Source organism: Streptomyces musisoli, from assembly GCF_016741855.1.
GTDB lineage: Bacteria > Actinomycetota > Actinomycetes > Streptomycetales > Streptomycetaceae > Streptomyces > Streptomyces musisoli.
The window spans coordinates 503,347-523,156 of sequence record NZ_JAERRH010000001.1 but is presented as its reverse complement, the minus strand read 5'-3'; the positions used below and the strand labels follow the sequence as shown (position 1 = coordinate 523,156).

Annotated in this window: 19 protein-coding genes; 5 read left to right on the top strand and 14 right to left on the bottom strand. The window is 71.4% G+C overall.

The window, feature by feature from the left end; genetic code table 11:
- Positions 1-189: 189 nt before the first annotated feature.
- Together JK361_RS02080 and JK361_RS02075 are read left to right on the top strand one after the other, a co-directional pair.
- Positions 190-1,701 carry an AlkA N-terminal domain-containing protein gene (locus JK361_RS02080; protein ID WP_201813855.1) on the top strand — a complete coding sequence of 504 codons (1,512 nt, stop codon included), beginning with the start codon at positions 190-192 and terminating at the stop codon, positions 1,699-1,701.
- Positions 1,702-1,709: 8 nt separating this feature from the next.
- The gene (locus tag JK361_RS02075) at positions 1,710-2,201 is read left to right on the top strand and encodes a methylated-DNA--[protein]-cysteine S-methyltransferase (RefSeq protein WP_201813854.1); all 492 of its coding nucleotides are present in this window, start codon (positions 1,710-1,712) and stop codon (positions 2,199-2,201) included.
- 46 nt (positions 2,202-2,247) lie between these two features.
- Here JK361_RS02075 and JK361_RS02070 read toward each other — a convergent pair whose 3' ends face one another.
- Together JK361_RS02070 and JK361_RS02065 are read right to left on the bottom strand one after the other, a co-directional pair.
- Positions 2,248-2,985: an SIR2 family NAD-dependent protein deacylase gene (locus JK361_RS02070; RefSeq protein WP_201813853.1), complete on the bottom strand. Its 738-nt coding sequence runs from the start codon at positions 2,983-2,985 to the stop codon at positions 2,248-2,250.
- A 49-nt stretch (positions 2,986-3,034) separates the two neighbouring features.
- Positions 3,035-3,358 carry a hypothetical protein gene (locus tag JK361_RS02065; RefSeq protein WP_201813852.1) on the bottom strand — a complete coding sequence of 108 codons (324 nt, stop codon included), beginning with the start codon at positions 3,356-3,358 and terminating at the stop codon, positions 3,035-3,037.
- A 66-nt stretch (positions 3,359-3,424) separates the two neighbouring features.
- Here JK361_RS02065 and JK361_RS02060 point away from each other — a divergent pair, with 66 nt between their 5' ends.
- Positions 3,425-3,625: a type II toxin-antitoxin system VapB family antitoxin gene (locus JK361_RS02060; protein WP_201813851.1), complete on the top strand. Its 201-nt coding sequence runs from the start codon at positions 3,425-3,427 to the stop codon at positions 3,623-3,625.
- Positions 3,626-3,929: 304 nt separating this feature from the next.
- Here JK361_RS02060 and JK361_RS02055 read toward each other — a convergent pair whose 3' ends face one another.
- Positions 3,930-4,424, bottom strand: a complete 495-nt coding sequence (locus tag JK361_RS02055) for an NUDIX domain-containing protein (RefSeq protein ID WP_201813850.1) — start codon at positions 4,422-4,424, stop codon at positions 3,930-3,932.
- 28 nt (positions 4,425-4,452) lie between these two features.
- Positions 4,453-5,526, bottom strand: a complete 1,074-nt coding sequence (locus JK361_RS02050; protein ID WP_201813849.1) for an ADP-ribosylglycohydrolase family protein — start codon at positions 5,524-5,526, stop codon at positions 4,453-4,455.
- Between the two features lie 150 nt (positions 5,527-5,676).
- Here JK361_RS02050 and JK361_RS02045 point away from each other — a divergent pair, with 150 nt between their 5' ends.
- Positions 5,677-6,828, top strand: a complete 1,152-nt coding sequence (locus tag JK361_RS02045; RefSeq protein ID WP_201813848.1) for a glycerate kinase — start codon at positions 5,677-5,679, stop codon at positions 6,826-6,828.
- A 345-nt stretch (positions 6,829-7,173) separates the two neighbouring features.
- Here the strand turns inward: JK361_RS02045 and pssA are convergent, their stop codons facing one another.
- The 9 genes from pssA to JK361_RS02000 all read right to left on the bottom strand — a co-directional run bounded on the left by pssA (position 7,174) and on the right by JK361_RS02000 (position 18,221).
- Positions 7,174-7,992 (bottom strand): CDP-diacylglycerol--serine O-phosphatidyltransferase, encoded by an 819-nt coding sequence (gene pssA, locus JK361_RS02040; RefSeq protein WP_201813847.1) that lies wholly within the window; start codon positions 7,990-7,992, stop codon positions 7,174-7,176.
- A 22-nt stretch (positions 7,993-8,014) separates the two neighbouring features.
- On the bottom strand, positions 8,015-8,671 hold the full coding sequence (locus JK361_RS02035) for a phosphatidylserine decarboxylase (protein ID WP_201813846.1): 657 nt from the start codon (positions 8,669-8,671) through the stop codon (positions 8,015-8,017).
- A 169-nt stretch (positions 8,672-8,840) separates the two neighbouring features.
- Positions 8,841-10,046 carry an acyl-CoA dehydrogenase family protein gene (locus tag JK361_RS02030; protein WP_201813845.1) on the bottom strand — a complete coding sequence of 402 codons (1,206 nt, stop codon included), beginning with the start codon at positions 10,044-10,046 and terminating at the stop codon, positions 8,841-8,843.
- Between the two features lie 2 nt (positions 10,047-10,048).
- Positions 10,049-10,561, bottom strand: a complete 513-nt coding sequence (locus JK361_RS02025; RefSeq protein WP_201813844.1) for a MaoC family dehydratase — start codon at positions 10,559-10,561, stop codon at positions 10,049-10,051.
- Positions 10,562-10,566: 5 nt separating this feature from the next.
- Entirely contained in the window at positions 10,567-11,529 is a 963-nt protein-coding gene (locus JK361_RS02020) for an HpcH/HpaI aldolase/citrate lyase family protein (RefSeq protein ID WP_073891846.1), read from the bottom strand.
- The gene (locus tag JK361_RS02015; protein WP_201813843.1) at positions 11,526-13,574 is read right to left on the bottom strand and encodes an ethylmalonyl-CoA mutase; all 2,049 of its coding nucleotides are present in this window, start codon (positions 13,572-13,574) and stop codon (positions 11,526-11,528) included. Before JK361_RS02015 ends, JK361_RS02020 begins: the two co-directional genes overlap by 4 nt.
- 17 nt (positions 13,575-13,591) lie before the next feature.
- The gene (gene ccrA / locus JK361_RS02010; RefSeq protein WP_201814233.1) at positions 13,592-14,929 is read right to left on the bottom strand and encodes a crotonyl-CoA carboxylase/reductase; all 1,338 of its coding nucleotides are present in this window, start codon (positions 14,927-14,929) and stop codon (positions 13,592-13,594) included.
- 519 nt (positions 14,930-15,448) lie between these two features.
- Positions 15,449-16,270, bottom strand: a complete 822-nt coding sequence (locus tag JK361_RS02005; RefSeq protein ID WP_201813842.1) for a TetR family transcriptional regulator — start codon at positions 16,268-16,270, stop codon at positions 15,449-15,451.
- 145 nt (positions 16,271-16,415) lie between these two features.
- On the bottom strand, positions 16,416-18,221 hold the full coding sequence (locus JK361_RS02000; protein WP_201813841.1) for a 3-hydroxyacyl-CoA dehydrogenase family protein: 1,806 nt from the start codon (positions 18,219-18,221) through the stop codon (positions 16,416-16,418).
- A gap of 413 nt (positions 18,222-18,634) precedes the next feature.
- On the opposite strand from JK361_RS02000, the gene JK361_RS01995 reads away from it, so the two are divergent.
- Positions 18,635-19,216 (top strand): adenylosuccinate lyase, encoded by a 582-nt coding sequence (locus tag JK361_RS01995; RefSeq protein ID WP_201813840.1) that lies wholly within the window; start codon positions 18,635-18,637, stop codon positions 19,214-19,216.
- A gap of 7 nt (positions 19,217-19,223) precedes the next feature.
- Here the strand turns inward: JK361_RS01995 and JK361_RS01990 are convergent, their stop codons facing one another.
- On the bottom strand, positions 19,224-19,748 hold the full coding sequence (locus JK361_RS01990) for a GNAT family N-acetyltransferase (RefSeq protein ID WP_201813839.1): 525 nt from the start codon (positions 19,746-19,748) through the stop codon (positions 19,224-19,226).
- Between the last annotated feature and the right edge of the window lie 62 nt (positions 19,749-19,810).

The following is a 19,810-nucleotide window of genomic DNA, read 5'->3' as shown; positions in this document are numbered from 1 at the left end:
GAACCGTCGGGACCCGATCAGCCCGCTCCCGAATCAGCCGGTCCCGAACCGTCCGGACCCGAACCAGCCGGACCCGAACCGTCCGGACCCGGACTAGCCGGACCCGAACCGTCCGGGCCCCTGGCCAGGCCCACGTACAGGTCGGATTTCCGCCAGCGGCCGACGTGGGCGGTGGCCGATGCTGGACGCATGCAGACAGGGACGCATCTCGACCGGGAGCACTGCGTGCGTGCCGTGCAGTCCAAGGACGCGCGGTTCGACGGATGGTTCTTCACGGCCGTTGTGACCACCCGGATCTACTGCCGGCCGAGCTGCCCGGCGGTGCCGCCCAAGCCGGAGAACATGACGTTCTACCCGAGCGCCGCCGCCTGCCAGCAGGCCGGGTTCAGGGCCTGCAAGCGCTGCCGCCCCGACACCAGCCCCGGCTCCCCGGAGTGGAACCGGCGCGCAGACCTGGTGGCCCGGGCCATGCGGCTGATCGCCGACGGGGTCGTGGACCGCGAGGGCGTGCCCGGACTGGCCGCCCGGCTCGGCTACAGCACCCGGCAGGTCGAGCGGCAGCTGCTCGCCGAGCTGGGGGCCGGCCCCCTGGCACTCGCCCGCGCCCAGCGCGCCCAGACCGCACGGCTGCTCATCGAGATCACCCCGCTGCCCATGACGCAGGTCGCGTTCGCGGCCGGCTTCTCCTCCATCCGCACCTTCAACGACACCGTCCGCGAGGTCTTCGCCCTGTCCCCGAGCGAGCTGCGCGCCCGGGTGCCCGGCAGCGGCGCGGGCACCCCCGGCGTGCTCAACCTGCGGCTGCCGTTCCGCGCCCCGCTCAACCCGTCCAACCTCTTCGGCCACCTCGCCGCCACGGCCGTGCCCGGCGTGGAGGAATGGCTCCCCGACTGCCTGGATGGCGCGGGCGGCACCCCCACCGGCGCCTACCGGCGCACCCTGCGGCTGCCCTACGGCCACGGCATCGCGGCCCTCGCACCCCGCGCCGACCACATCGCCTGCCGGCTCACCCTGAGCGACCTGCGCGACCTGACCGTGGCCATCACCCGCTGCCGCCGCCTGCTCGACCTGGACGCCGACCCGGTCGCCGTCGACGAGCGGCTGCGCACCGATCCGCTGCTCGCCCCGCTGGTCGACCGGGGACCCGGCCGCCGGGTGCCGCGCACGGTCGACGAGGCCGAGTTCGCCGTGCGGGCCGTACTGGGCCAGCAGGTGTCCACGGCCGCCGCCCGCACCCACGCGGCCCGCCTGGTCGCCGCGCACGGCAAACCCCTGGACGACCCCGAGGGCGGCCTCACCCACCTCTTCCCTTCCCCCGAGGCACTGGCCGCCGTCGACCCCGGGACCCTGGCCATGCCGGGCACCCGGCGCACCACCTTCAGCACCCTCGTCCGCCGGCTCGCCGACGGTGAGCTGCACCTAGGAGTGGACGCCGACTGGGCGGAGGCCCGCGCCCGGCTGCTCGCGCTGCCCGGCTTCGGTCCGTGGACGGTGGACGTCATCGCCATGCGCGCGCTGGGCGACCCGGACGCGTTCCTCGCCACCGACCTCGGCATCCGGCGCGCCGCCAAGGAGCTGGGTCTGCCGTCCACCCCGGCCGCGCTCACCGCCCGCGCGGAGGGCTGGCGGCCCTGGCGGGCGTACGCGGTGCAGTACCTGTGGGCGACCGACAGCCACCCGATCAACTTCCTTCCGGCATGAGGAAAGCGATGAACCACCACACGACGACCGACAGCCCCTACGGCCCGCTCACTCTCGTCGCCGACGCCGACGGCGCCCTGTGCGGCCTCTACATGGCCGGCCAGCGGCACCGACCCGGCGAGGAGACGTTCGGCCCGCGGGACGACACGCTGCCCGTGTTCGCCGATGCGGCCGAGCAGCTGACCGCGTATTTCGCGGGCGACTCCAGGGAGTTCACCGTCCGGCTCGGGCTGCACGGGACGCCGTTCCAGCGCAGCGTCTGGGAGCAGCTCACGAGAATCCCCTACGGGGAGACCCGTACCTACGGCGAACTCGCCGACGCCCTCGGCAGTCGCGGCGCCTCCCGTGCCGTCGGGCTCGCCAACGGCCGCAACCCGGTGGGCATCATCGTCCCGTGCCACCGCGTGATCGGCTCCGACGGCAGCCTCACCGGCTACGGCGGCGGCCTGGACCGCAAACGCCGCCTGCTGGACTTCGAACGGGGTACGGCACTGTTCTAGCTGTACTCGGCCGTCACGGCGGCGGCGCGCCCGGCCGGCCCGGGCATCAGGCGGCGTCCTCGGTGCCGAGCCGGCGCAGCAGTTCGGGCAGGGCGGTGCCGATGGGTTCGCGGATCACTTCGTCCGCCAGTTCGTCGTACGGCGTCGGTTCGGCGTTGACGATGATCAGGCGGGCGCCGTGGTCGGCGGCGACGCCCGCGAGGCCGGCGGCGGGCTGCACCTGGAGGGTGCTGCCGACCGCGATGAACACCGTGCAGGCCTTGGCGATGGCGGCCGCCTCGCCCAGCACCGTCGGGTCGAGCCGTTCGCCGAACATCACGGTGGCCGACTTGAGGATGCCGCCGCAGTCCAGGCAGGCCGGGTCGTCCTCGCCGGCGTCGACCCGGGCGAGCGCGTCCGCCATGGAGCCGCGCGCATGGCACTTCGTGCAGACGACACCATGGGCGCTGCCGTGCAGTTCGAGCACCTTGCGGGCGGGCATCCCGGCCTGCCGGTGCAGCCCGTCCACGTTCTGGGTGAGCACTCGCACCGGGATGCCGGACCGGTCCAGTTCGGCGACGGCACGGTGGGCCGCGTTCGGCTCGGCCCGCAGCGTGCTGTTCTCGCGCCGCATCAGCCAGGACCGCCGCCGGATCTCCGGATCGCCCATGTAGTACTCGTAGGTCACCAGCTTCTCCGCCTCCGGATCCCGCCGCCACAGCCCGTTCGGACCGCGGTAGTCGGGGATCCCGGAGTCGGTGGAGATGCCGGCTCCGCTGAGGACGGCGACGAGAGGCTTGGTCATGTCGCCGAGGGTAGGCCGGGTGCCGTGGCTGCGGCGAGCGGATAAATCCTCAGTCGAGCCAGGCCAGGCGTATCGCCGCCACCGCGGCCAGGGTCAGCGCGGGGGCGGCCCAGGCCCACCCCATGGCCCGGCGCACCGACGGGAACAGCCACAGGCCCGTCACCGCACCGGAGGCGGCCAGGCTCAGGAGGCAGGCCGCGGCGATGCCCGCGTACGCGCCGTCGTCCCAAGGGCCGTTGGGACGCGTGACGAGCGCGGCCCAGCAGAAGAACGCGGCGACGAGGGTGAGCAGCGCGACCGGCACCGCGAGGACGCGGCGGACGCCGCCGTGGTCGTCGTGCGGACCGTCGAGCGGGTCCGTGCTGCGGGGCATCGGCGGTCGTCCTCGGGTCGGGCGGAACCGGTCACGGTGGGGAGCCCCCGATGCTAGCGTCCGGGCATGGCCAAAGTGACTGTCTCGCTCGACGCCCAGCTCGTGGTGGAGGTCATGGTGCTGGCGGGGGTGGGCGATCCGCAGGACGCCGTCGAACTGGTCGTCCGGGACTACATCGAGCGCGGGCACCGGACGGAGGCACGGACCGCCGCCCGCGACGAGGCACTGCGCGAGGTGGACAGCAAGCCGCGGAACCCGGAGGGCTGAGCGGTCACGGCGGCCCGAACGCCCGCCGGGGTCGAACGCTCGCCGAAGCCGAAGCCGAAGCCGAAGCCGAAGCCGAAGCCGAGCCGAAGCCGAGCCGAAGCCGAGCCGAGGTCAAAGCCGAAGCGAAGCCGGGAGGTCGCTGTGTCCTGGTGGGCATCGGGGCCGGGAGGCCGCTGTGTCCTGGTGGGCATCGGGCCGAGAGGGCACCGAGGTCGGGAGGTCGCCGCGGTCAAGAGGGCCCGGGGCCGGGAGGGCACCGCGGTCGGGAGGTCGTCGGGGGCAAGAGGGCATCGGGGCCGAGTGGTCATGCCACCCGGTGGCCGTTCTCCAGTTCCGCTGTGCTGGAGCCGTCCGCCAGCACGTCCAGGGCCGTCAGCACACGGCGGCCGAGCGCTTCGGGCAGACGGGCGGGCAGCTCGTCACGGGCGACCATCCGCCAGGACAGCAGCTCCTCCTCCTGGAGTCGGATGGCCTTGAGTTCGGTATCGGTGAGGACACCCCCGTCGTACAGGTACGCCACCAGCGGCGGCCGGCCCACGCCGTGCACCCAGTCCACCGCGAGCAGCCGGCCCAGCGGACGGTCGAGCCCGATCTCCTCCAGCGTCTCCCGGCGGGCGCCCTGCCGCGGTGTCTCCCCGGTGTCGGACTCGATGGTCCCGCCGGGAAGCGCCCATCCCTCACGGTAGTTCGGCTCGACGAGCAGCACCCTCCCCTCGGCGTCCCGGAAGAGCGCGGCGGCACCGGCGAGGACACGGGGCAGGCCCGCGATGTACGCGGCGAAGTCAGGCGTGGTGGTCATGGGGGAAGGGTAACCAGCCGCCCCGCCCCTACGTCCCGGCCGAGGCCAGGCGCAGGGTGCGTTCGGCCAGCGCACTGATCCGTACGCCGTCGAAGCCGAACACCGCGCTGTGCACCGTGTCCTGCAACGGGTCCCGCCACCGGGCCGGAATGGCGTCCGCCCCGGTGAGGACGCCGGCCACCGAGCCGGCCGTCGCCCCGTTGGAGTCGGTGTCCAGCCCGCCGCGCACGGTCAGGGCGATGGTCCGGGTGAAGTCGCCGTCGCCGTACAGCAGCCCGGCCGTGAGGACGGCGGCGTTCGGCACGGTGTGGATCCAGCCGAGCCCGGCGGTCTCCGCGGACACCGTGGCCAAAGTCTCCTCCCAGGGCAGCCGGGTCTCGTGCAGCGTCGCCACCCGCCGCACGGTCCGGGCCAGCCGGCTGCTCGCCGGGACGACGGTCAGCGCGGTCTCCAGGGCGTCCCGGACGGTGGGGGCGGTGAAGGCCGCCGAGATCAGCGCGGCGGCCCACATCGCGCCGTAGACGCCGTTGCCGGTGTGCGAGAGCACCGCGTCCCGGCGGGCCAGGCCGGCGGCCCGGACGGGCTCGCCCGGACAGGTCCAGCCATAGACGTCGGCGCGGATCAGCGCGCCGATCCACTCCTGGTACGGGTTCTCGTACGTCGCCGTCAGCGGCGGCTTCATCCCGTTCGCGAGGTTCCGGTACGCGGCCCGTTCCGCCGTGAACGTCTGTAGATACGGCAGCCTGAGCAGCCACAGGTCGCCGACCTGCTCGGTGCTGAAGCCGAACCCGTGGGTCTCCAGCAGGTGCAGGCCGAGGATCGCGTAGTCGACGTCGTCGTCCCGGCAGCTGCCGTGGATCCGGCCGCGCACGCACTGGCGCCACTCCGGACGCAGTACCGCGGCCTCGTCCGCGTCGGCGGGCTCGGGGAGGTAGTCGGTCAGCGGCAGGGCGGATGCACCGCGCAGATAGCGGTCGATGCGGTCGCGGGTCCACACCTCGCCCTGTTCGACCGGTTTGCCCAGCATGTTGCCCGCGATACGGCCGAGCCAGCCGCCGTGGATGCGGTCGGCGAGGCCCGGTCCGGTGTGCTGGGTGTCCATGGCAGTGGTGTACCCACTTCGCCCGGCCGGCTCCCAGCGGCTTCCCAGGGTTCGGGCGGGGCATGACGGCGGGGGTGTCCTGCGGTTATGGTCACAGCGGCGCGACTGGCCCTGACGTGCGCGGGGCCCGGAGAGCAAGGGGAAGACAAGGTGGCGGACGCTGCAGGGAACGAGACCCGTCGGGTGCTCATCGCCGCGGACAAGTTCAAGGGCTCGCTGACGGCCGTGCAGGTCGCCGAGCGGGTGACGGCCGGGCTGCGCCGGGTCGTGCCGGATCTGCGGGTCGAGGCGCTGCCCGTGGCCGACGGCGGCGACGGAACCGTGGACGCGGCGGTCGCGGCCGGTTTCGAACGGCGCGAGGTCCGGGTCGCCGGGCCGCTCGGCGAGGAGGTGACGGCCGCGTTCGCGCTGCGCGACGGCACCGCGGTCGTGGAGATGGCCGAGGCGAGCGGCCTCCAGCGGCTGCCGGCCGGCGTCTTCGCGCCGCTGACCGCCTCGACCTACGGCTCCGGCGAGCTGCTGCGGGCCGCGCTGGACGCGGGCGCGCGGACGATCGTGTTCGGCGTCGGCGGCAGCGCCACGACGGACGGCGGCGCGGGCATGCTGTCCGCGCTGGGCGCGCGGTTCCTGACCGAGGAGGGCGAGCCGGTGTCCCCGGGCGGCGGCGGCCTCGCCGAGCTGGCCCGCGCGGACCTCTCCGGCCTGGACCCGCGACTGTCCTCGGTGGAGCTGGTGCTGGCCAGTGACGTCGACAATCCGCTGACCGGCCCGAAGGGCGCTCCCGCCGTCTACGGCCCGCAGAAGGGGGCCTCGCCGGACGACGTGGAGACCCTGGACGCGGCGCTGGCCCACTTCGCGAAGGTGCTGGAGGAGCAGGCCGGGCCGCGGGCCGCCGAGTACGCGGCGTCTCCCGGGGCCGGCGCGGCCGGCGGCATCGGCTACGGCGCCCTCCTCCTGGGCGCGCGTTTCCGCCCCGGCATCGAGGTGATGCTGGACGTGCTGGGCTTCGCGCCCGCCCTGGAGCGGGCCTCCCTGGTGATCACGGGGGAGGGGTCGCTGGACGAGCAGACGCTGCACGGCAAGGCGCCGGCCGGGGTGGCCGCGGCGGCGCGTGCCGCGGGCAAGGACGTGGTGGCGGTCTGCGGGCGGCTCGCTCTGCCGACGGAGGCGCTCACGCGGGCGGGTATCGCCGAGGCGTACCCCCTCACCTCGGTCGAGCCCGACGTCGCGAAGTGCATCGCGGATGCCGGGCCGATCCTCGAGCGCGTCGCCGCCCGGATCGCCGAGGACCGCCTGAGCTGAGGCCGACTCCTGGGGGCTCCGCCCCCAGACCCCCCTCGCCCACCCGACCCGGTCGGCTGAGACGCACCCGCCCCGGTCGGCTGAGACGGACCCGCCCCGGGCGCCGCCCGTCGCGAGTCCCGTAGCGGTGCCTGCGTGGGACGGGGGTCGGCTCGCCGTTTGCCCTTCAGCCCACCGGTCGGGTGGGTGGGTGGGCGTGGCCAGGGACCCCGGGTGGGCTGCCTCGGCGCCGGGGCCGGACACGCCAAGAGGGTCCCGAAATGACAAAGGGCCCCGAAATGACAAAGGGCCCCGAAATGACAAAGGGCCCCGGACCTGGACGGTCCGGGGCCCTTGAAGCGAGCGCTACGGCAGCTGCGCCGCCCTGGCCTCACGCCGGTTGTCGCGGAAGTTGTTCACCCGGCGGGCCGTGGCGAACAGCGGGATCACCGCGCCCATGACCAGCTGAAGCGCACAGCCCGTCTGGAGCAGCAGCTGACCGCTCGGGGCGTCGAAGGCCCAGGCGGCCAGGAGGCCCATCGAGAGCACGATCCAGATGAGCATCGCGCCGGCCAGGCGGCCCCGCGGCTTCGGGTACTCGACCCGGCTCACCATCAGCCAGGCGGTGCCCAGAATCGCCAGCAGCGTCGCCACGAAGGGCAGCTCGAGCAGCACGATCGAGACGACGGTCAGCGCGCCGAACGGCGAGGGCATGCCCTGGAACATGCCGTCCTTCATCGTCACGCAGGAGAAGCGCGCCAGACGCAGGACGACCGCCAGCAGGACCACGATCGCACCGACCGCGGCCACCCGCTGGTGCGCGTCGTCCGCGACCATGCCGTAGACCAGGACGAAGTACGCGGGGGCGAGACCGAAGCTGATCAGGTCGGAGAGGTTGTCCAGCTCGGCACCCATGGGGGAGGAGCGGAGCTTCCTCGCGACCAGCCCGTCGAACAGGTCGAACACGGCCGCGCAGAGCATCAGGATGACCGCCGTGGCCGCGCTGTGGCGGGCCATGCCGGATTCCTGGCTGCCGGTGAGGTGCGGGATCAGGATGCCGGTGGTGGTGAAGTACACCGCCATGAAGCCGCACGTGGCGTTGCCCAGCGTGAGGGTGTCCGCTATCGACAGGCGGAGCGAGAGGGGCATCTCCTCCTCGTCGTCCACCTCGTCGGCCTCGGGCACCCAGCCAGCCTGGGTCTCCGGATCAATCACGGTCAATGCGAGTCACCCCAGCCACGGTCTTCTGTCCGACCTCGACCGCGACCTCCACGCCCTCGGGCAGGTAGATGTCGACGCGCGAGCCGAAGCGGATCAGCCCGATGCGGTCACCCTGCTCGACCTTCGTGCCCGAAGGGAGGTAGGGCACGATGCGGCGGGCCACCGCGCCGGCGATCTGGATCATCTCGATGTCGCCGAGTTCGGTGTCGAAATGCCAGACTACGCGCTCGTTGTTCTCGCTCTCCTTGTTGAAAGCCGGAACAAAGCCGCCGGGGATGTGCTCCACCGACGTCACCGTGCCCGAGAGGGGCGCGCGGTTGACGTGGACGTTGAGCGGGCTCATGAAGATCGCGACGCGGGTGCGCCCGTCCTTCCACGGCATGATGCTCTGCACCACACCGTCGGCGGGCGAGATGACGCGGCCCTGGGCGATCTCGCGCTCGGGGTCGCGGAAGAACCACAGCATGCCCGCCGCGAGCGCGGTGGCGGGCACGGCGACGGCCTTGGCCACGCCGGAACGGCGGGCGCGGGCCAGGCTGAGGGCTGCGGTGGCGACGGTCGGGAGAAGCCACGGCGATGCTCCGCGCGCGAGGCGTGCGCCTACCAGGCTGTCGCGGTGTGCAGAGGTTTGGCTGTGGGGCATGGATGACCTTCGTAGCGGATGATGCCGCGCTCGACGGGGGACGGCGGCTTTCCCGGGATCGTACCGGGCGCGGGCTACAACTGGGCAAGCCAGGCAGCCGAGTCGGCGGCTGAAGACTGTCTACGGGGTGTGATCTTCTTCTCGAAGAAAACACCCCGTATCCGGACAATCAGCCCTGGAATCGATACTCTTCGAGCAACCTGCGCCCGATGATCATTTTCTGGATCTCGGCGGTACCTTCACCGATGAGCAGCATCGGGGCCTCCCGGTAGAGGCGCTCGATCTCGTACTCCTTGGAGAAGCCGTAGCCGCCGTGGATCCGGAAGGCATCTTCCACGACCTCCTTGCAGTACTCGGAGGCGAGGTACTTCGCCATCCCTGCTTCGAGGTCGTTTCGTTCCCCGGAGTCCTTTTTGCGTGCCGCGTTGACCATCATTGCATGCGCGGCCTCGACCTTGGTGGCCATCTCCGCCAGCTTGAACTGGATGGCCTGGTGCTGGGCGATCGGCTTGCCGAAGGTGTGCCGCTGCTGGGCGTAGCGGACGCCCAGCTCGAAGGCGCGCTGGGCGACGCCGCAGCCGCGGGCCGCCACATTGACCCGGCCGACCTCCACGCCGTCCATCATTTGGTAAAAACCTCGGCCGGTGACCCCGCCGAGCACCCGGTCGGCCGGAAGGCGCAGGCCGTCCATGATCAACTCGGTGGTGTCGACGCCCTTGTAGCCCATCTTGTCGATCTTGCCGGGGATGGTGAGGCCCGGGCGGACCTCGCCGAAGCCCGGCTCCTTCTCGATCAGGAAGGTCGTCATCGACTTGTGGGGCGCCGTGCCCTCGGGGTGTCCTTCGTCACTCCGGACGAGAACGGCCACCAGTGAGGAGGTGCCGCCGTTCGTCAGCCACATCTTCTGGCCGTTCAGGACGTACTCGTCGCCGTCCCTGACCGCCTTGGACGTGATGGCCGACACATCGGAGCCCAGAGCGGGCTCCGACATCGAGAAGGCGCCCCGGATGTCGCCGGCGGCCATGCGCGGCAGGAAGTGGTCCTTCTGCTCCTGCGTGCCGTGCTGCTTGAGCATGTACGCCACGATGAAGTGCGTGTTGATGATGCCGGACACCGACATCCAGCCGCGGGCGATCTCCTCCACGCACAGCGCGTAGGTCAGGAGCGACTCGCCCAGGCCCCCGTACTCCTCGGGGATCATCAGACCGAACAGGCCGAGTTCCTTCAGGCCGTCCACGATCTGCTGCGGGTACTCGTCGCGGTGCTCCAGCTCGGTGGCGACCGGGATGATCTCCTTGTCCACGAAGTCGCGGACGGTGGAGAGGATCTCCTGCTGGATGTCCGTCAGACCGGCGGTCTGGGCGAGACGGGCCATGGCTACTTCTCCTGCTCCGTGAGCTCCGGGCGGCCGGGCTGCTCGCCGCCGCGCTCCTTGATGTACGTCTCGGTGGGCACCATCACCTTGCGGCGGAAGACGCACACCAGGGTGCCGTCCTGCTTGTAGCCCTTGGTCTCGACGTAGACGATGCCACGGTCGTTCTTCGACTTCGACGGCCACTTGTCCAGCACGGTCGTCTCGCCGTAGATCGTGTCGCCGTGGAAGGTCGGCGCCACGTGCTTGAGCGACTCGATCTCGAGGTTGGCGATGGCCTTGCCGGAGATGTCCGGCACGGACATGCCGAGCAGCAGGGAGTAGATGTAGTTGCCCACGACGACGTTCTTGCCGAAGTCCGTCGTCTTCTCCGCATAGTTGGTGTCCATGTGGAGCGGGTGGTGGTTCATGGTGAGGAGACAGAACAGGTGGTCGTCGTACTCGGTGACCGTCTTGCCCGGCCAGTGCTTGTACGTCGCCCCGACCTCGAACTCCTCGTAGGTGCGTCCGAACTGCATCGCGCTCAGGCCTCCGGGATCTCGAACTTCGACGTGCGCTGCATGCCGGCGGCGCGGCCCTTGCCGGAGATGACCAGGGCCATCTTGCGGCTGGCCTCGTCGATCATCTCGTCGCCGAGCATCGCGGAGCCCTTCTTGCCGCCCGCCTCGGAGGTGTAGTAGTCGTACGCGTCCAGGATCAGCTCGGCGTGGTCGTAGTCCTCCTGCGAGGGCGAGAAGATCTCGTTGGACGCCTCGACCTGGCCCGGGTGCAGGACCCACTTGCCGTCGAAGCCGAGCGCGGCGGCGCGCTGCGCGACCTCGCGGTAGCCCTCGACGTTGCGGATCTGGAGGTAGGGGCCGTCGATCGCCTGGAGGTTGTTGGCGCGGGCGGCCATCAGGATCTTCATCAGGATGTAGTGGTAGGCGTCCGCCGGGTAGCCGGGCGGCTGCTCGCCCACGACCAGCGACTTCATGTTGATCGACGCCATGAAGTCGGCCGGGCCGAAGATGATCGTCTCGACGCGCGGGGAGGCCTGCGCGATCTCGTTGACGTTGTTCAGGCCCTGCGCGTTCTCGATCTGCGCCTCGATGCCGATCTTGCCGACCTCGAAGCCCATGGTCTTCTCGATCTGGGTCAGCAGCAGGTCCAGCGCGACGACCTGCTGGGCCGTCTGCACCTTCGGCAGCATGATGCAGTCGAGGTTCTGGCCGGCGCCCTCGACGACGGTCACGACGTCGCGGTACGTCCACTCGGTCGTCCAGTCGTTGACCCGGACCACGCGCGTCTTGCCCGTCCAGTCACCCTCGTTCAGGAACTTGACGATGGTGTGCCGCGCCTCGGGCTTGGCGAGCGGCGCGCACGCGTCCTCCAGGTCCAGGAACACCTGGTCGGCGGGGAGCCCCTGCGCCTTCTCCAGGAAGCGCGGGTTGCTGCCCGGCACGGCCAGGCAGGAGCGCCGCGGGCGAAGGCGGTTGACGGTCGTCATGCGGGGACCTCCAGGGGGTCGAGCTTGTTCGCTTTCCGGATCTCGTCGGCGATGCGGCCGATGATCCCGGTGATGTCGAAGTCCTTCGGGGTGAAGACCGCAGCCACTCCGGCGGCCCGGAGCTCGTCGGCGTCACCATTCGGGATGATGCCACCGGCGATCACCGGTATATCTGTGGCACCGGCCACACGCAGCCGCTCGAGCACGTCCGGGACCAGCTGGGCGTGCGAGCCGGAGAGGATCGACAGCCCGACCGCGTGGACGTCCTCCGCGAGGGCCGCGTCCACGATCTGCTCCGGGGTGAGCCGGATGCCCTGGTAGACCACCTCGAAGCCGGCGTCCCGCGCACGGACCGCGATCTGCTCGGCGCCGTTGGAGTGCCCGTCCAGGCCCGGCTTGCCGACCAGGAAGCGCAGCTTGCCGACGCCCAGGTCGCGGGCGGTGGCCTCCACCTTGGCGCGGACCTCGGCGAGGGCCGAGCCGGCCGCCGCGGGAACCGCCACCGGCGCGGAGGACACCCCGGTGGGCGCCCGGTACTCGCCGAACACCTCACGCAGCGCGCCCGCCCACTCGCCGGTGGTCACCCCGGCGCGGGCGCACTCCAGCGTGGCCTCCATGAGGTTGCCGGTCCCCTTGGCCGCCTCCTTCAGCCGCTCCAGCGCCTTGCAGGGGCGCGGGTGGTTGAAGGGCGGCTGGTAGCGGGTGTCCCGCCAGCGCTGGAGCGACTCGACGACCCGGCTCTCGACCGCCGGGTCCACCGTCTGGATCGCGGTGTCCAGGTCGGCCGTCAGCGGGTTCGGCTCGGTGCCCTCGAAGACGTTGACACCGACGATCTTCTCCTGGCCGGACTCGATCCGGGCCCGGCGCTCGGCGTGCGAGGCGACCAGCTGCGACTTCAGGTAGCCGGACTCCACGGCGGCCATCGCGCCGCCCATCTCCTGGATGCGGTCGATCTCCGTGAGGACGTCGGCGACCAGCTGCTCCACCTTCGCCTCGATCACCTTCGAGCCCTCGAAGATGTCCTCGTACTCCAGCAGGTCGCTCTCGTAGGCGAGGACCTGCTGGATGCGCAGCGACCACTGCTGGTCCCAGGGCCGGGGCAGCCCGAGGGCCTCGTTCCAGGCGGGCAGCTGCACGGCACGCGCCCGCGCGTCCTTGGAGAGGGTCACCGCGAGCATCTCCAGCACGATCCGCTGGACGTTGTTCTCCGGCTGCGCCTCGGTCAGGCCGAGCGAGTTGACCTGGACGCCGTAGCGGAACCGGCGCTGCTTGGGGTTCTCGATGCCGTACCGCTCGAGCGTGATCTTGTCCCAGATGCGGCCGAAAGCCCGCATCTTGCACATCTCCTCGATGAAGCGGACGCCCGCGTTCACGAAGAAGGAGATCCGCGCGACCACGTCGCCCATGCGCTCCTGCGGCACCTGGCCGGAGTCGCGCACGGCGTCCAGGACGGCGATCGCGGTGGACATCGCGTACGCGATCTCCTGCACCGGCGTGGCCCCGGCCTCCTGCAGGTGGTAGCTGCAGATGTTGATCGGGTTCCACTTCGGGATGTGGGAGACCGTGTACGCGATCATGTCCGTCGTCAGGCGGAGCGAGGGCCCCGGCGGGAAGACGTGCGTCCCGCGGGACAGGTACTCCTTGACGATGTCGTTCTGGGTCGTGCCCTGGAGCTTGGTGATGTCCGCACCCTGCTCCTCGGCGACGACCTGGTAGAGCGCCAGCAGCCACATGGCGGTGGCGTTGATCGTCATCGAGGTGTTCATCTGCTCCAGGGGGATGTCCTGGAACAGCCGGCGCATGTCACCGAGGTGCGCGACGGGCACGCCGACCCGGCCCACCTCGCCGCGGGCGAGGATGTGGTCGGAGTCGTAGCCGGTCTGGGTCGGCAGGTCGAAGGCGACCGACAGACCCGTCTGGCCCTTGGCGAGGTTGCGCCGGTACAGCTCGTTGGACGCCTCGGCCGTGGAGTGTCCGGCGTACGTGCGCATGAGCCACGGCCGGTCCTTCTCCCGCCGCCCTTCGGCGTTCTGACGCTCAGTCATCTATGACCCCGGGTGTCTCAGATGTTGCGGAAGCGGTTGATGGCGTCGAGGTGCTTGGCGCGCATCTCCTCGTTGCGCACGCCCAGGCCCTCCTCGGGGGCCAGGCACAGCACGCCGACCTTGCCCTGGTGGAGGTTGCGGTGCACGTCGTACGCGGCCTGGCCGGTGTCCTCCAGGGAGTACACCTTCGACAGCGTGGGGTGGATCTTGCCCTTCGCGATGAGCCGGTTGGCCTCCCAGGCCTCGCGGTAGTTGGCGAAGTGCGAGCCGATGATCCGCTTCAGGGACATCCACAGGTAGCGGTTGTCGTACTCGTGCATGTAGCCCGAGGTCGAGGCGCAGGTGGTGATGGTGCCGCCCTTGCGGGTGACGAAGACGCTCGCGCCGAAGGTCTCGCGGCCGGGGTGCTCGAAGACGATGTCGATGTCCTCGCCGCCGGTGAGCTCGCGGATGCGCTTGCCGAAGCGCTTCCACTCCTTCGGGTCCTGGGTCTGCTCGTCCTTCCAGAACTTGTAGCCCTCGGCGCTGCGGTCGATGATCGCCTCGGCGCCCATCGAGCGGCAGATGTCGGCCTTCTGGTCGCTGGAGACGACACAGATCGGGTTGGCGCCGCCGGCGAGGGCGAACTGGGTGGCGTACGAGCCGAGGCCGCCGCTCGCGCCCCAGATCAGGACGTTGTCGCCCTGCTTCATGCCGGCGCCGTTGCGGGAGACCAGCTGCCGGTAGGCGGTGGAGTTGACCAGGCCCGGGGCCGCGGCCTCCTCCCAGCTCAGGTGCTCCGGCTTCGGCATCAGCTGGTTGGACTTGACCAGCGCGATCTCGGCGAGGCCGCCGAAGTTGGTCTCGAAGCCCCAGATGCGCTGCTCGGGGTCGAGCATCGTGTCGTTGTGGCCGTCGGAGGACTCCAGCTCGACCGAGAGGCAGTGTGCGACGACCTCGTCACCGGGCTTCCAGGCGTTGACGCCGGGGCCGGTGCGCAGGACGACGCCCGCGAGGTCGGAGCCGATGATGTGGTACGGCAGGTCGTGCCGCTTGGCCAGCTCGTTGGTGCGGCCGTAGCGCTCCAGGAAGCCGAAGGTGGACAGCGGCTCGAAGATCGAGGTCCACACCGAGTTGTAGTTGACCGAGGAGGCCATCACGGCCACCAGGGCCTCGCCCGGACCCAGTTCGGGCACGGGGACCTCGTCGAGGTGGATCGACTTGCGCGGGTCCTTGTCGCGGGTCTGCAGGCCCGCGAACATCTCCGTCTCGTCCTTGTGCACGGTGATCGCGCGGTACGAGTCGGGGATCGGCAGAGCGGCGAAGTCGGCGGACGTGCTGTCCTCCGACTGGATCGCGTCCAGGATGTCCTTCACGGTCACGGTGTTGCCTCCGGCGGTGAGCGCCCTGAGGGAGGGGCGCCTAAGGGTTCGTCGGTGCTGTGATGAGTGCTGCTGAGGGTTTTGAGGTGTGCCGTCGGTTCGGCTGGGTGGAGCTTCGGCAGCGCTTTGTGGCGCGGGAGGTGCCTGTGACGCAGGCGTCCGGGCGCGCAGGCCATGAGCTTGCGGGGACAGCCGGCGAACGAGTGGTCTCTGCTCGCCGGCCGCCCGGACATCTTCAACGTATGACACCGCGTGTCAGGTGACAAGGCACTGAGTGCCAGAACTTGCTCTCAGATGAAATCTTTACGTAACAGATGAGCGATGATCGATCGAACGGGCCCTGAAATCTCCCGGAAAACGGCCCCTGACATGCCAAAACGGCCACCCCGAAGGGTGGCCGTCATCACAAGCTGGGCGGGGGCGGGCTCTGTCGCGACGCCTCCTCACGCGGAGCGCCGGCGGCCCCTCACTCGAAGGCCGGCGCTTCGCCGGCGCCTTCCGCGAGCGGAACCGTCAGCGCTCCTTCAGCGCCTCCTCGATGGTCCGCATGACCTCTTCCAGCGGGGCGTCGGTCCGGGCGACCGTCACCAGCACCTCGCCCTGCGCGGACGCCGTGGCCGGAGCGGCCGCGGCGGCCGGACCGGCGGCGGAGCCGCGGCCGGCGCCGATGCCGCTGCCGAAGGTCTTGCGCACGATCGCGAAGGCGTGGTCCAGCTGGGCCTCCACGTCCCCCTGGCCGCCCGCCCGCAGCCAGCGCCGCAGGACGTGGTTGTGGGCGGTGACCACGGCCGAGGCGGCTACCTCGGCCAGCAGCGGGTCGTCGTTGGCGTCGTCGGCGTGCGCGTGCTCGTCGAAGTGCCCGAGCAGATAGCGGGTGAACAGACGCTCGTAGCGGGCCACCGACGCGATCTCGGCCTCGCGCAGCGTGGGCACCTCGCGCGTGAGCTTGTAGCGGGCGACCGAGATCTCCGGCCGGGCCGCGTACATCTTCATGACTTCCTTGATCCCGCGGCACACGGTGTCGAGCGGGTGCTCGTGCGCGGGCGCGGCGTTCAGGACCGCCTCGGCGCGGATCAGCGTGTCGTCGTGGTCCGGGAAGATCGCCTCTTCCTTGGAGCGGAAGTGGCGGAAGAAGGTACGGCGCGCGACCCCGGCCGCGGCCGCGATCTCGTCGACGGTGGTCGCCTCGTACCCCTTGGTCGCGAACAGTTCCATCGCTGCGGCCGCCAGTTCCCGGCGCATTTTCAGCCGCTGGGCGGCGGCGCGACTGCCTGCGGCACTTTCCGGCGCGTCGGGCGTGGCTGGTGTACGTGAGGACTTGGCGGGCTGGGACATGCCCCGAAAGTACTGCATGTGTGCAGCTCGGTGCGCGGGTGAGGGGGCTCCCCCGCCCCTGAGGGGCGGGGGAGCGTCCACCGGGTCGAGCAGTCCGCCCCAGTCCGCGCCGTCCGCGGCGCCGTCGAACCAGTCCCCGGCCCCGTCAGCGGCGGGCATACTCGCGGAAGCCGCGACCGGTCTTGCGGCCGAGGCAGCCCGCGGCCACCAGGTGCTCCAGCAGCGGCGCCGGGGCGAGACCGGGGTCGCGGAACTCGCGGTGCAGCACCTTCTCGATGGCGAGCGAGACGTCCAGCCCGACCACGTCCAGCAGTTCGAACGGGCCCATCGGGTAGCCGCCGCCGAGCTTCATCGCCGCGTCGATGTCGTCCAGCGAGGCGTAGTGCTCCTGGACCATCTTGATCGCGTTGTTGAGGTACGGGAACAGCAGCGCGTTCACGATGAAGCCCGCACGGTCCCCGCAGTCGACCGCGTGCTTCTTGATCCGGCCGCAGACCTCGCGGACCGTGGCGTGCACGTCGTCCGCGGTCAGCACCGTCCGCACGACCTCGACCAGCTTCATGGCCGGCGCCGGGTTGAAGAAGTGCATGCCGATCACGTCCTGCGGACGCGAGGTGGCGCGGGCACAGGCCACGACGGGCAGGGACGAGGTGGTGGTGGCCAGGACCGCGCCCGGCTTGCACACCTTGTCCAGCGCCGCGAACAGCTGCCGCTTGATCTCCAGGTCCTCGGCGACCGCCTCGACGGCCAGGTCGACGTCCGCGAAGGCGTCGTAGGACCCGGCCGCGGCGATCCGGTCCAGGATCTGCGCGGCGGCCTCCGCGGACAGCCGGCCCTTGTCGACGGACCGGGCCAGCGACTTGCCGATCCGGGCCTTGGCCGCCTGCGCCTTCTCCTCGCTGCGGGCGGCCAGCACGACCTCGTAGCCCGCCTTGGCGAACACCTCGGCGATCCCGGAGGCCATGGTGCCGGAGCCCGCGACACCGACCGAGCGGATCTCGCGCCCCGCGGTGAGCGAGCCGCCCTCCGCCGGGGTCAGCGCGTCCGGCACCACCGTGCCGCTGCCCGGCGCCTCGTACGTGTAGAAGCCGCGCCCGGCCTTGCGGCCCGTCAGACCCGCCTCGCTGAGCTGCTTGAGGATCGGGGCGGGGGCGTGCAGCCGGTCCCGGGACTCGGCGTACATGGCCTCCAGGACCGTACGCGCGGTGTCGACGCCGATCAGGTCCAGCAGGGCGAGCGGGCCCATGGGCAGACCGCAGCCGAGCCGCATGGCGGCGTCGATGTCCTCGCGGGAGGCGTACCGCGCCTCGTACATCGCGGCGGCCTGGTTCAGGTAGCCGAAGAGCAGCCCGTCCGCGACGAAGCCCGGGCGGTCGCCGACCGCGACCGGCTCCTTGCCCAGCTCGATCGCGAGGTCGGTGACCGCGGCGACGGCCCCCGGCGCGGTCAGCACCGAGGAGACGACCTCGACCAGCTTCATGGCCGGCGCCGGGTTGAAGAAGTGCAGGCCGAGCACGCGCTCCGGGCGGGCCGAGTCGGCGGCCAGCCGGGTCACGGACAGGGCGTTGGTGCCGGTCGCGAGGATCGTCCCCGGACGGACGATGCCGTCCAGCTCCCGGAAGATCTGCTGCTTGATCTCGTACGACTCCGGGGCCACCTCGATGACGAGGTCGGCCTCGGCCGCCGCGGTGAGGTCGGTCGCGGTGCGCACCCGGGCCAGTGCTCCGGCGCGCTCCTCCTCGGTGAGCCGGCCGCGCGCCACGGCACGGGCGGTGGCGGCCTCCAGGGCGGCGAGCGCCTTCGCGGTCTGGGCCTCGCTGATGTCGATGCCGATCACCTCGCGGCCGGCCCTCGCGAGGACCTCGGTGATACCGGTGCCCATCGTGCCGAGGCCGACGACGGCGATCGTCTTGAGCGGGGACAGAGGGGTGTCGGACAGGGGAGTGGCCATCGCGGGACTCCAGGAATGAGGGTGACGACGAGGAACGCGCCGGATGCGCCGAGAGGCGCACCACGGTGCGAGGAAGAGGTGCGGGTGTTGCCGGGCTGCGAGCGCACACGCCCGGTGCTGCCGGTGCCACACGGGCGCGCACACGCCCGGCAACGGCGGAACTTCCGACCGGCTCTGTCCCGAAGCCGGGTCGTACTGCGGTACACACGGCGTACCGAACCGACAGACTCTCCCCTCGCCACGAGGGCGCTGGGGAGGTATCACCAGCGACGGCTGCGTCACCAAACCGTCGCCAGTGGAGTGCGAGAGGGTTACTCGCTCGTATGAGCTTAACCGGCGGGTAACGAGCGCGCCAGTCCCCGAGTTTGTGATGTAGCTCCCTCCATTGGCGCAACCCCTCTACGCTGGACCTCGTGGACGAAGAGTTGCGATCGCTCACGGAACGCTTACGGCAGGAGTCGGGCTGCTCGCCGGCGTTCGACCGCCTGCTGGCCACCGAGGACCACGGTGAACTGGCGGAGGTGCTCAGCGCGCCCGGACAGCCGCTGTGGGCCAGGGAACTGGCCGCCTTCCGCCTCGGCCGCGCGGGCGACCGGCGCGCGTTCGAGGCCCTGGTGCTGCTGCTCAACCACCGCGACCCCCCGCGCTGCGCCTCCGCCGCGCACGCCCTCGCCCGCCTCGGCGACCCGCGCACGGCCCGGGCCGCCGCCGCCCTCGCCACCAACGAACTCCGGGTCGCCTACGCCCTGCACCCGGTGCGGCTGCTGGCCGCCCTGCGCGCCCCGGAGTCGGTACCCGCGCTGATTACCACCCTGGAGCGGCGGCTGCGCCCGCACGACCCCTACCGGCGGGTCGCCCTCGCCTGTGTGGAGGGCCTGGGCGCGCTCGGCGACGCCCGCGCCCGGAGGGTGCTGAACGAGGCCCTGGCGCACCCCGCCCTCGCCGAGGCGGCGGTGCACGCGCTGGCCCGGATCCCGCAGCAGCAGCCGAGGTGACGCCGGGTCAGCCGCGCAGGCTCCTGGCGTACCGCACCTCGGACACGGGCACGCCGCCCGCGTCGAAGGGCTCCTCGGCCCCGTCGGCCCGGAAACCGGCGCGCTCGTAGAAGCGGCGGGCGGACACGTTGCCCCTGAGGACCCACAGGAGCATGCGCGGATACGGCGTGCACCGCTCGACCGACGCGGCGAGCAGCGCGCGACCGATCCCGCGGCCCAGCTGCGCAGGGTCGACGTAGATGGCGTACAGCTCGGCGTCTCCCGTATGCGCCGCGCCGCCCCGGTACGGCCCGGACGCCGCCCAGCCCAGCACCCGGCCGTCCTGCTCGGCGACCAGGTTCACCGCCGAGCCGTCCCCCTGTCCGAACCGGGACCGCCGCCGCTCGGCGTCCGCCGTGACGCTGAGTTCGTCCAGGTACGGCTGCGGCACGAGCCCGCGGTAGGCGTGCTGCCAGCCGCGGACCCGGATCTCCGAGACCCGGTCGCAGTCGGCGAGCGTCATGGGGCGTATGAGCGTGTACGGAGCGTCCATGACGGAACCTTAGGGAACCGCCCTTGGCACCGCCCGCGATTATCGGACCGCGGGCCGGAGGG

What these genes read in the sequence shown, in the direction of transcription:
- JK361_RS01990 (WP_201813839.1), bottom strand. Translation starts at nt 19,748, where the DNA reads ATGGACGCTCCGTACACGCTCATACGCCCCATGACGCTCGCCGACTGC.
- JK361_RS02015 (WP_201813843.1), bottom strand. Translation starts at nt 13,574, where the DNA reads ATGACTGAGCGTCAGAACGCCGAAGGGCGGCGGGAGAAGGACCGGCCG.
- JK361_RS02080 (WP_201813855.1), top strand. Translation starts at nt 190, where the DNA reads ATGCAGACAGGGACGCATCTCGACCGGGAGCACTGCGTGCGTGCCGTG.
- JK361_RS02005 (WP_201813842.1), bottom strand. Translation starts at nt 16,270, where the DNA reads ATGTCCCAGCCCGCCAAGTCCTCACGTACACCAGCCACGCCCGACGCG.
- JK361_RS02075 (WP_201813854.1), top strand. Translation starts at nt 1,710, where the DNA reads ATGAACCACCACACGACGACCGACAGCCCCTACGGCCCGCTCACTCTC.
- JK361_RS02035 (WP_201813846.1), bottom strand. Translation starts at nt 8,671, where the DNA reads ATGCCCCACAGCCAAACCTCTGCACACCGCGACAGCCTGGTAGGCGCA.
- JK361_RS02050 (WP_201813849.1), bottom strand. Translation starts at nt 5,526, where the DNA reads ATGGACACCCAGCACACCGGACCGGGCCTCGCCGACCGCATCCACGGC.
- JK361_RS02065 (WP_201813852.1), bottom strand. Translation starts at nt 3,358, where the DNA reads ATGCCCCGCAGCACGGACCCGCTCGACGGTCCGCACGACGACCACGGC.
- JK361_RS02020 (WP_073891846.1), bottom strand. Translation starts at nt 11,529, where the DNA reads ATGACGACCGTCAACCGCCTTCGCCCGCGGCGCTCCTGCCTGGCCGTG.
- JK361_RS02070 (WP_201813853.1), bottom strand. Translation starts at nt 2,985, where the DNA reads ATGACCAAGCCTCTCGTCGCCGTCCTCAGCGGAGCCGGCATCTCCACC.
- JK361_RS02060 (WP_201813851.1), top strand. Translation starts at nt 3,425, where the DNA reads ATGGCCAAAGTGACTGTCTCGCTCGACGCCCAGCTCGTGGTGGAGGTC.
- JK361_RS02055 (WP_201813850.1), bottom strand. Translation starts at nt 4,424, where the DNA reads ATGACCACCACGCCTGACTTCGCCGCGTACATCGCGGGCCTGCCCCGT.
- JK361_RS02030 (WP_201813845.1), bottom strand. Translation starts at nt 10,046, where the DNA reads ATGGCCCGTCTCGCCCAGACCGCCGGTCTGACGGACATCCAGCAGGAG.
- JK361_RS02000 (WP_201813841.1), bottom strand. Translation starts at nt 18,221, where the DNA reads ATGGCCACTCCCCTGTCCGACACCCCTCTGTCCCCGCTCAAGACGATC.
- JK361_RS02025 (WP_201813844.1), bottom strand. Translation starts at nt 10,561, where the DNA reads ATGCAGTTCGGACGCACCTACGAGGAGTTCGAGGTCGGGGCGACGTAC.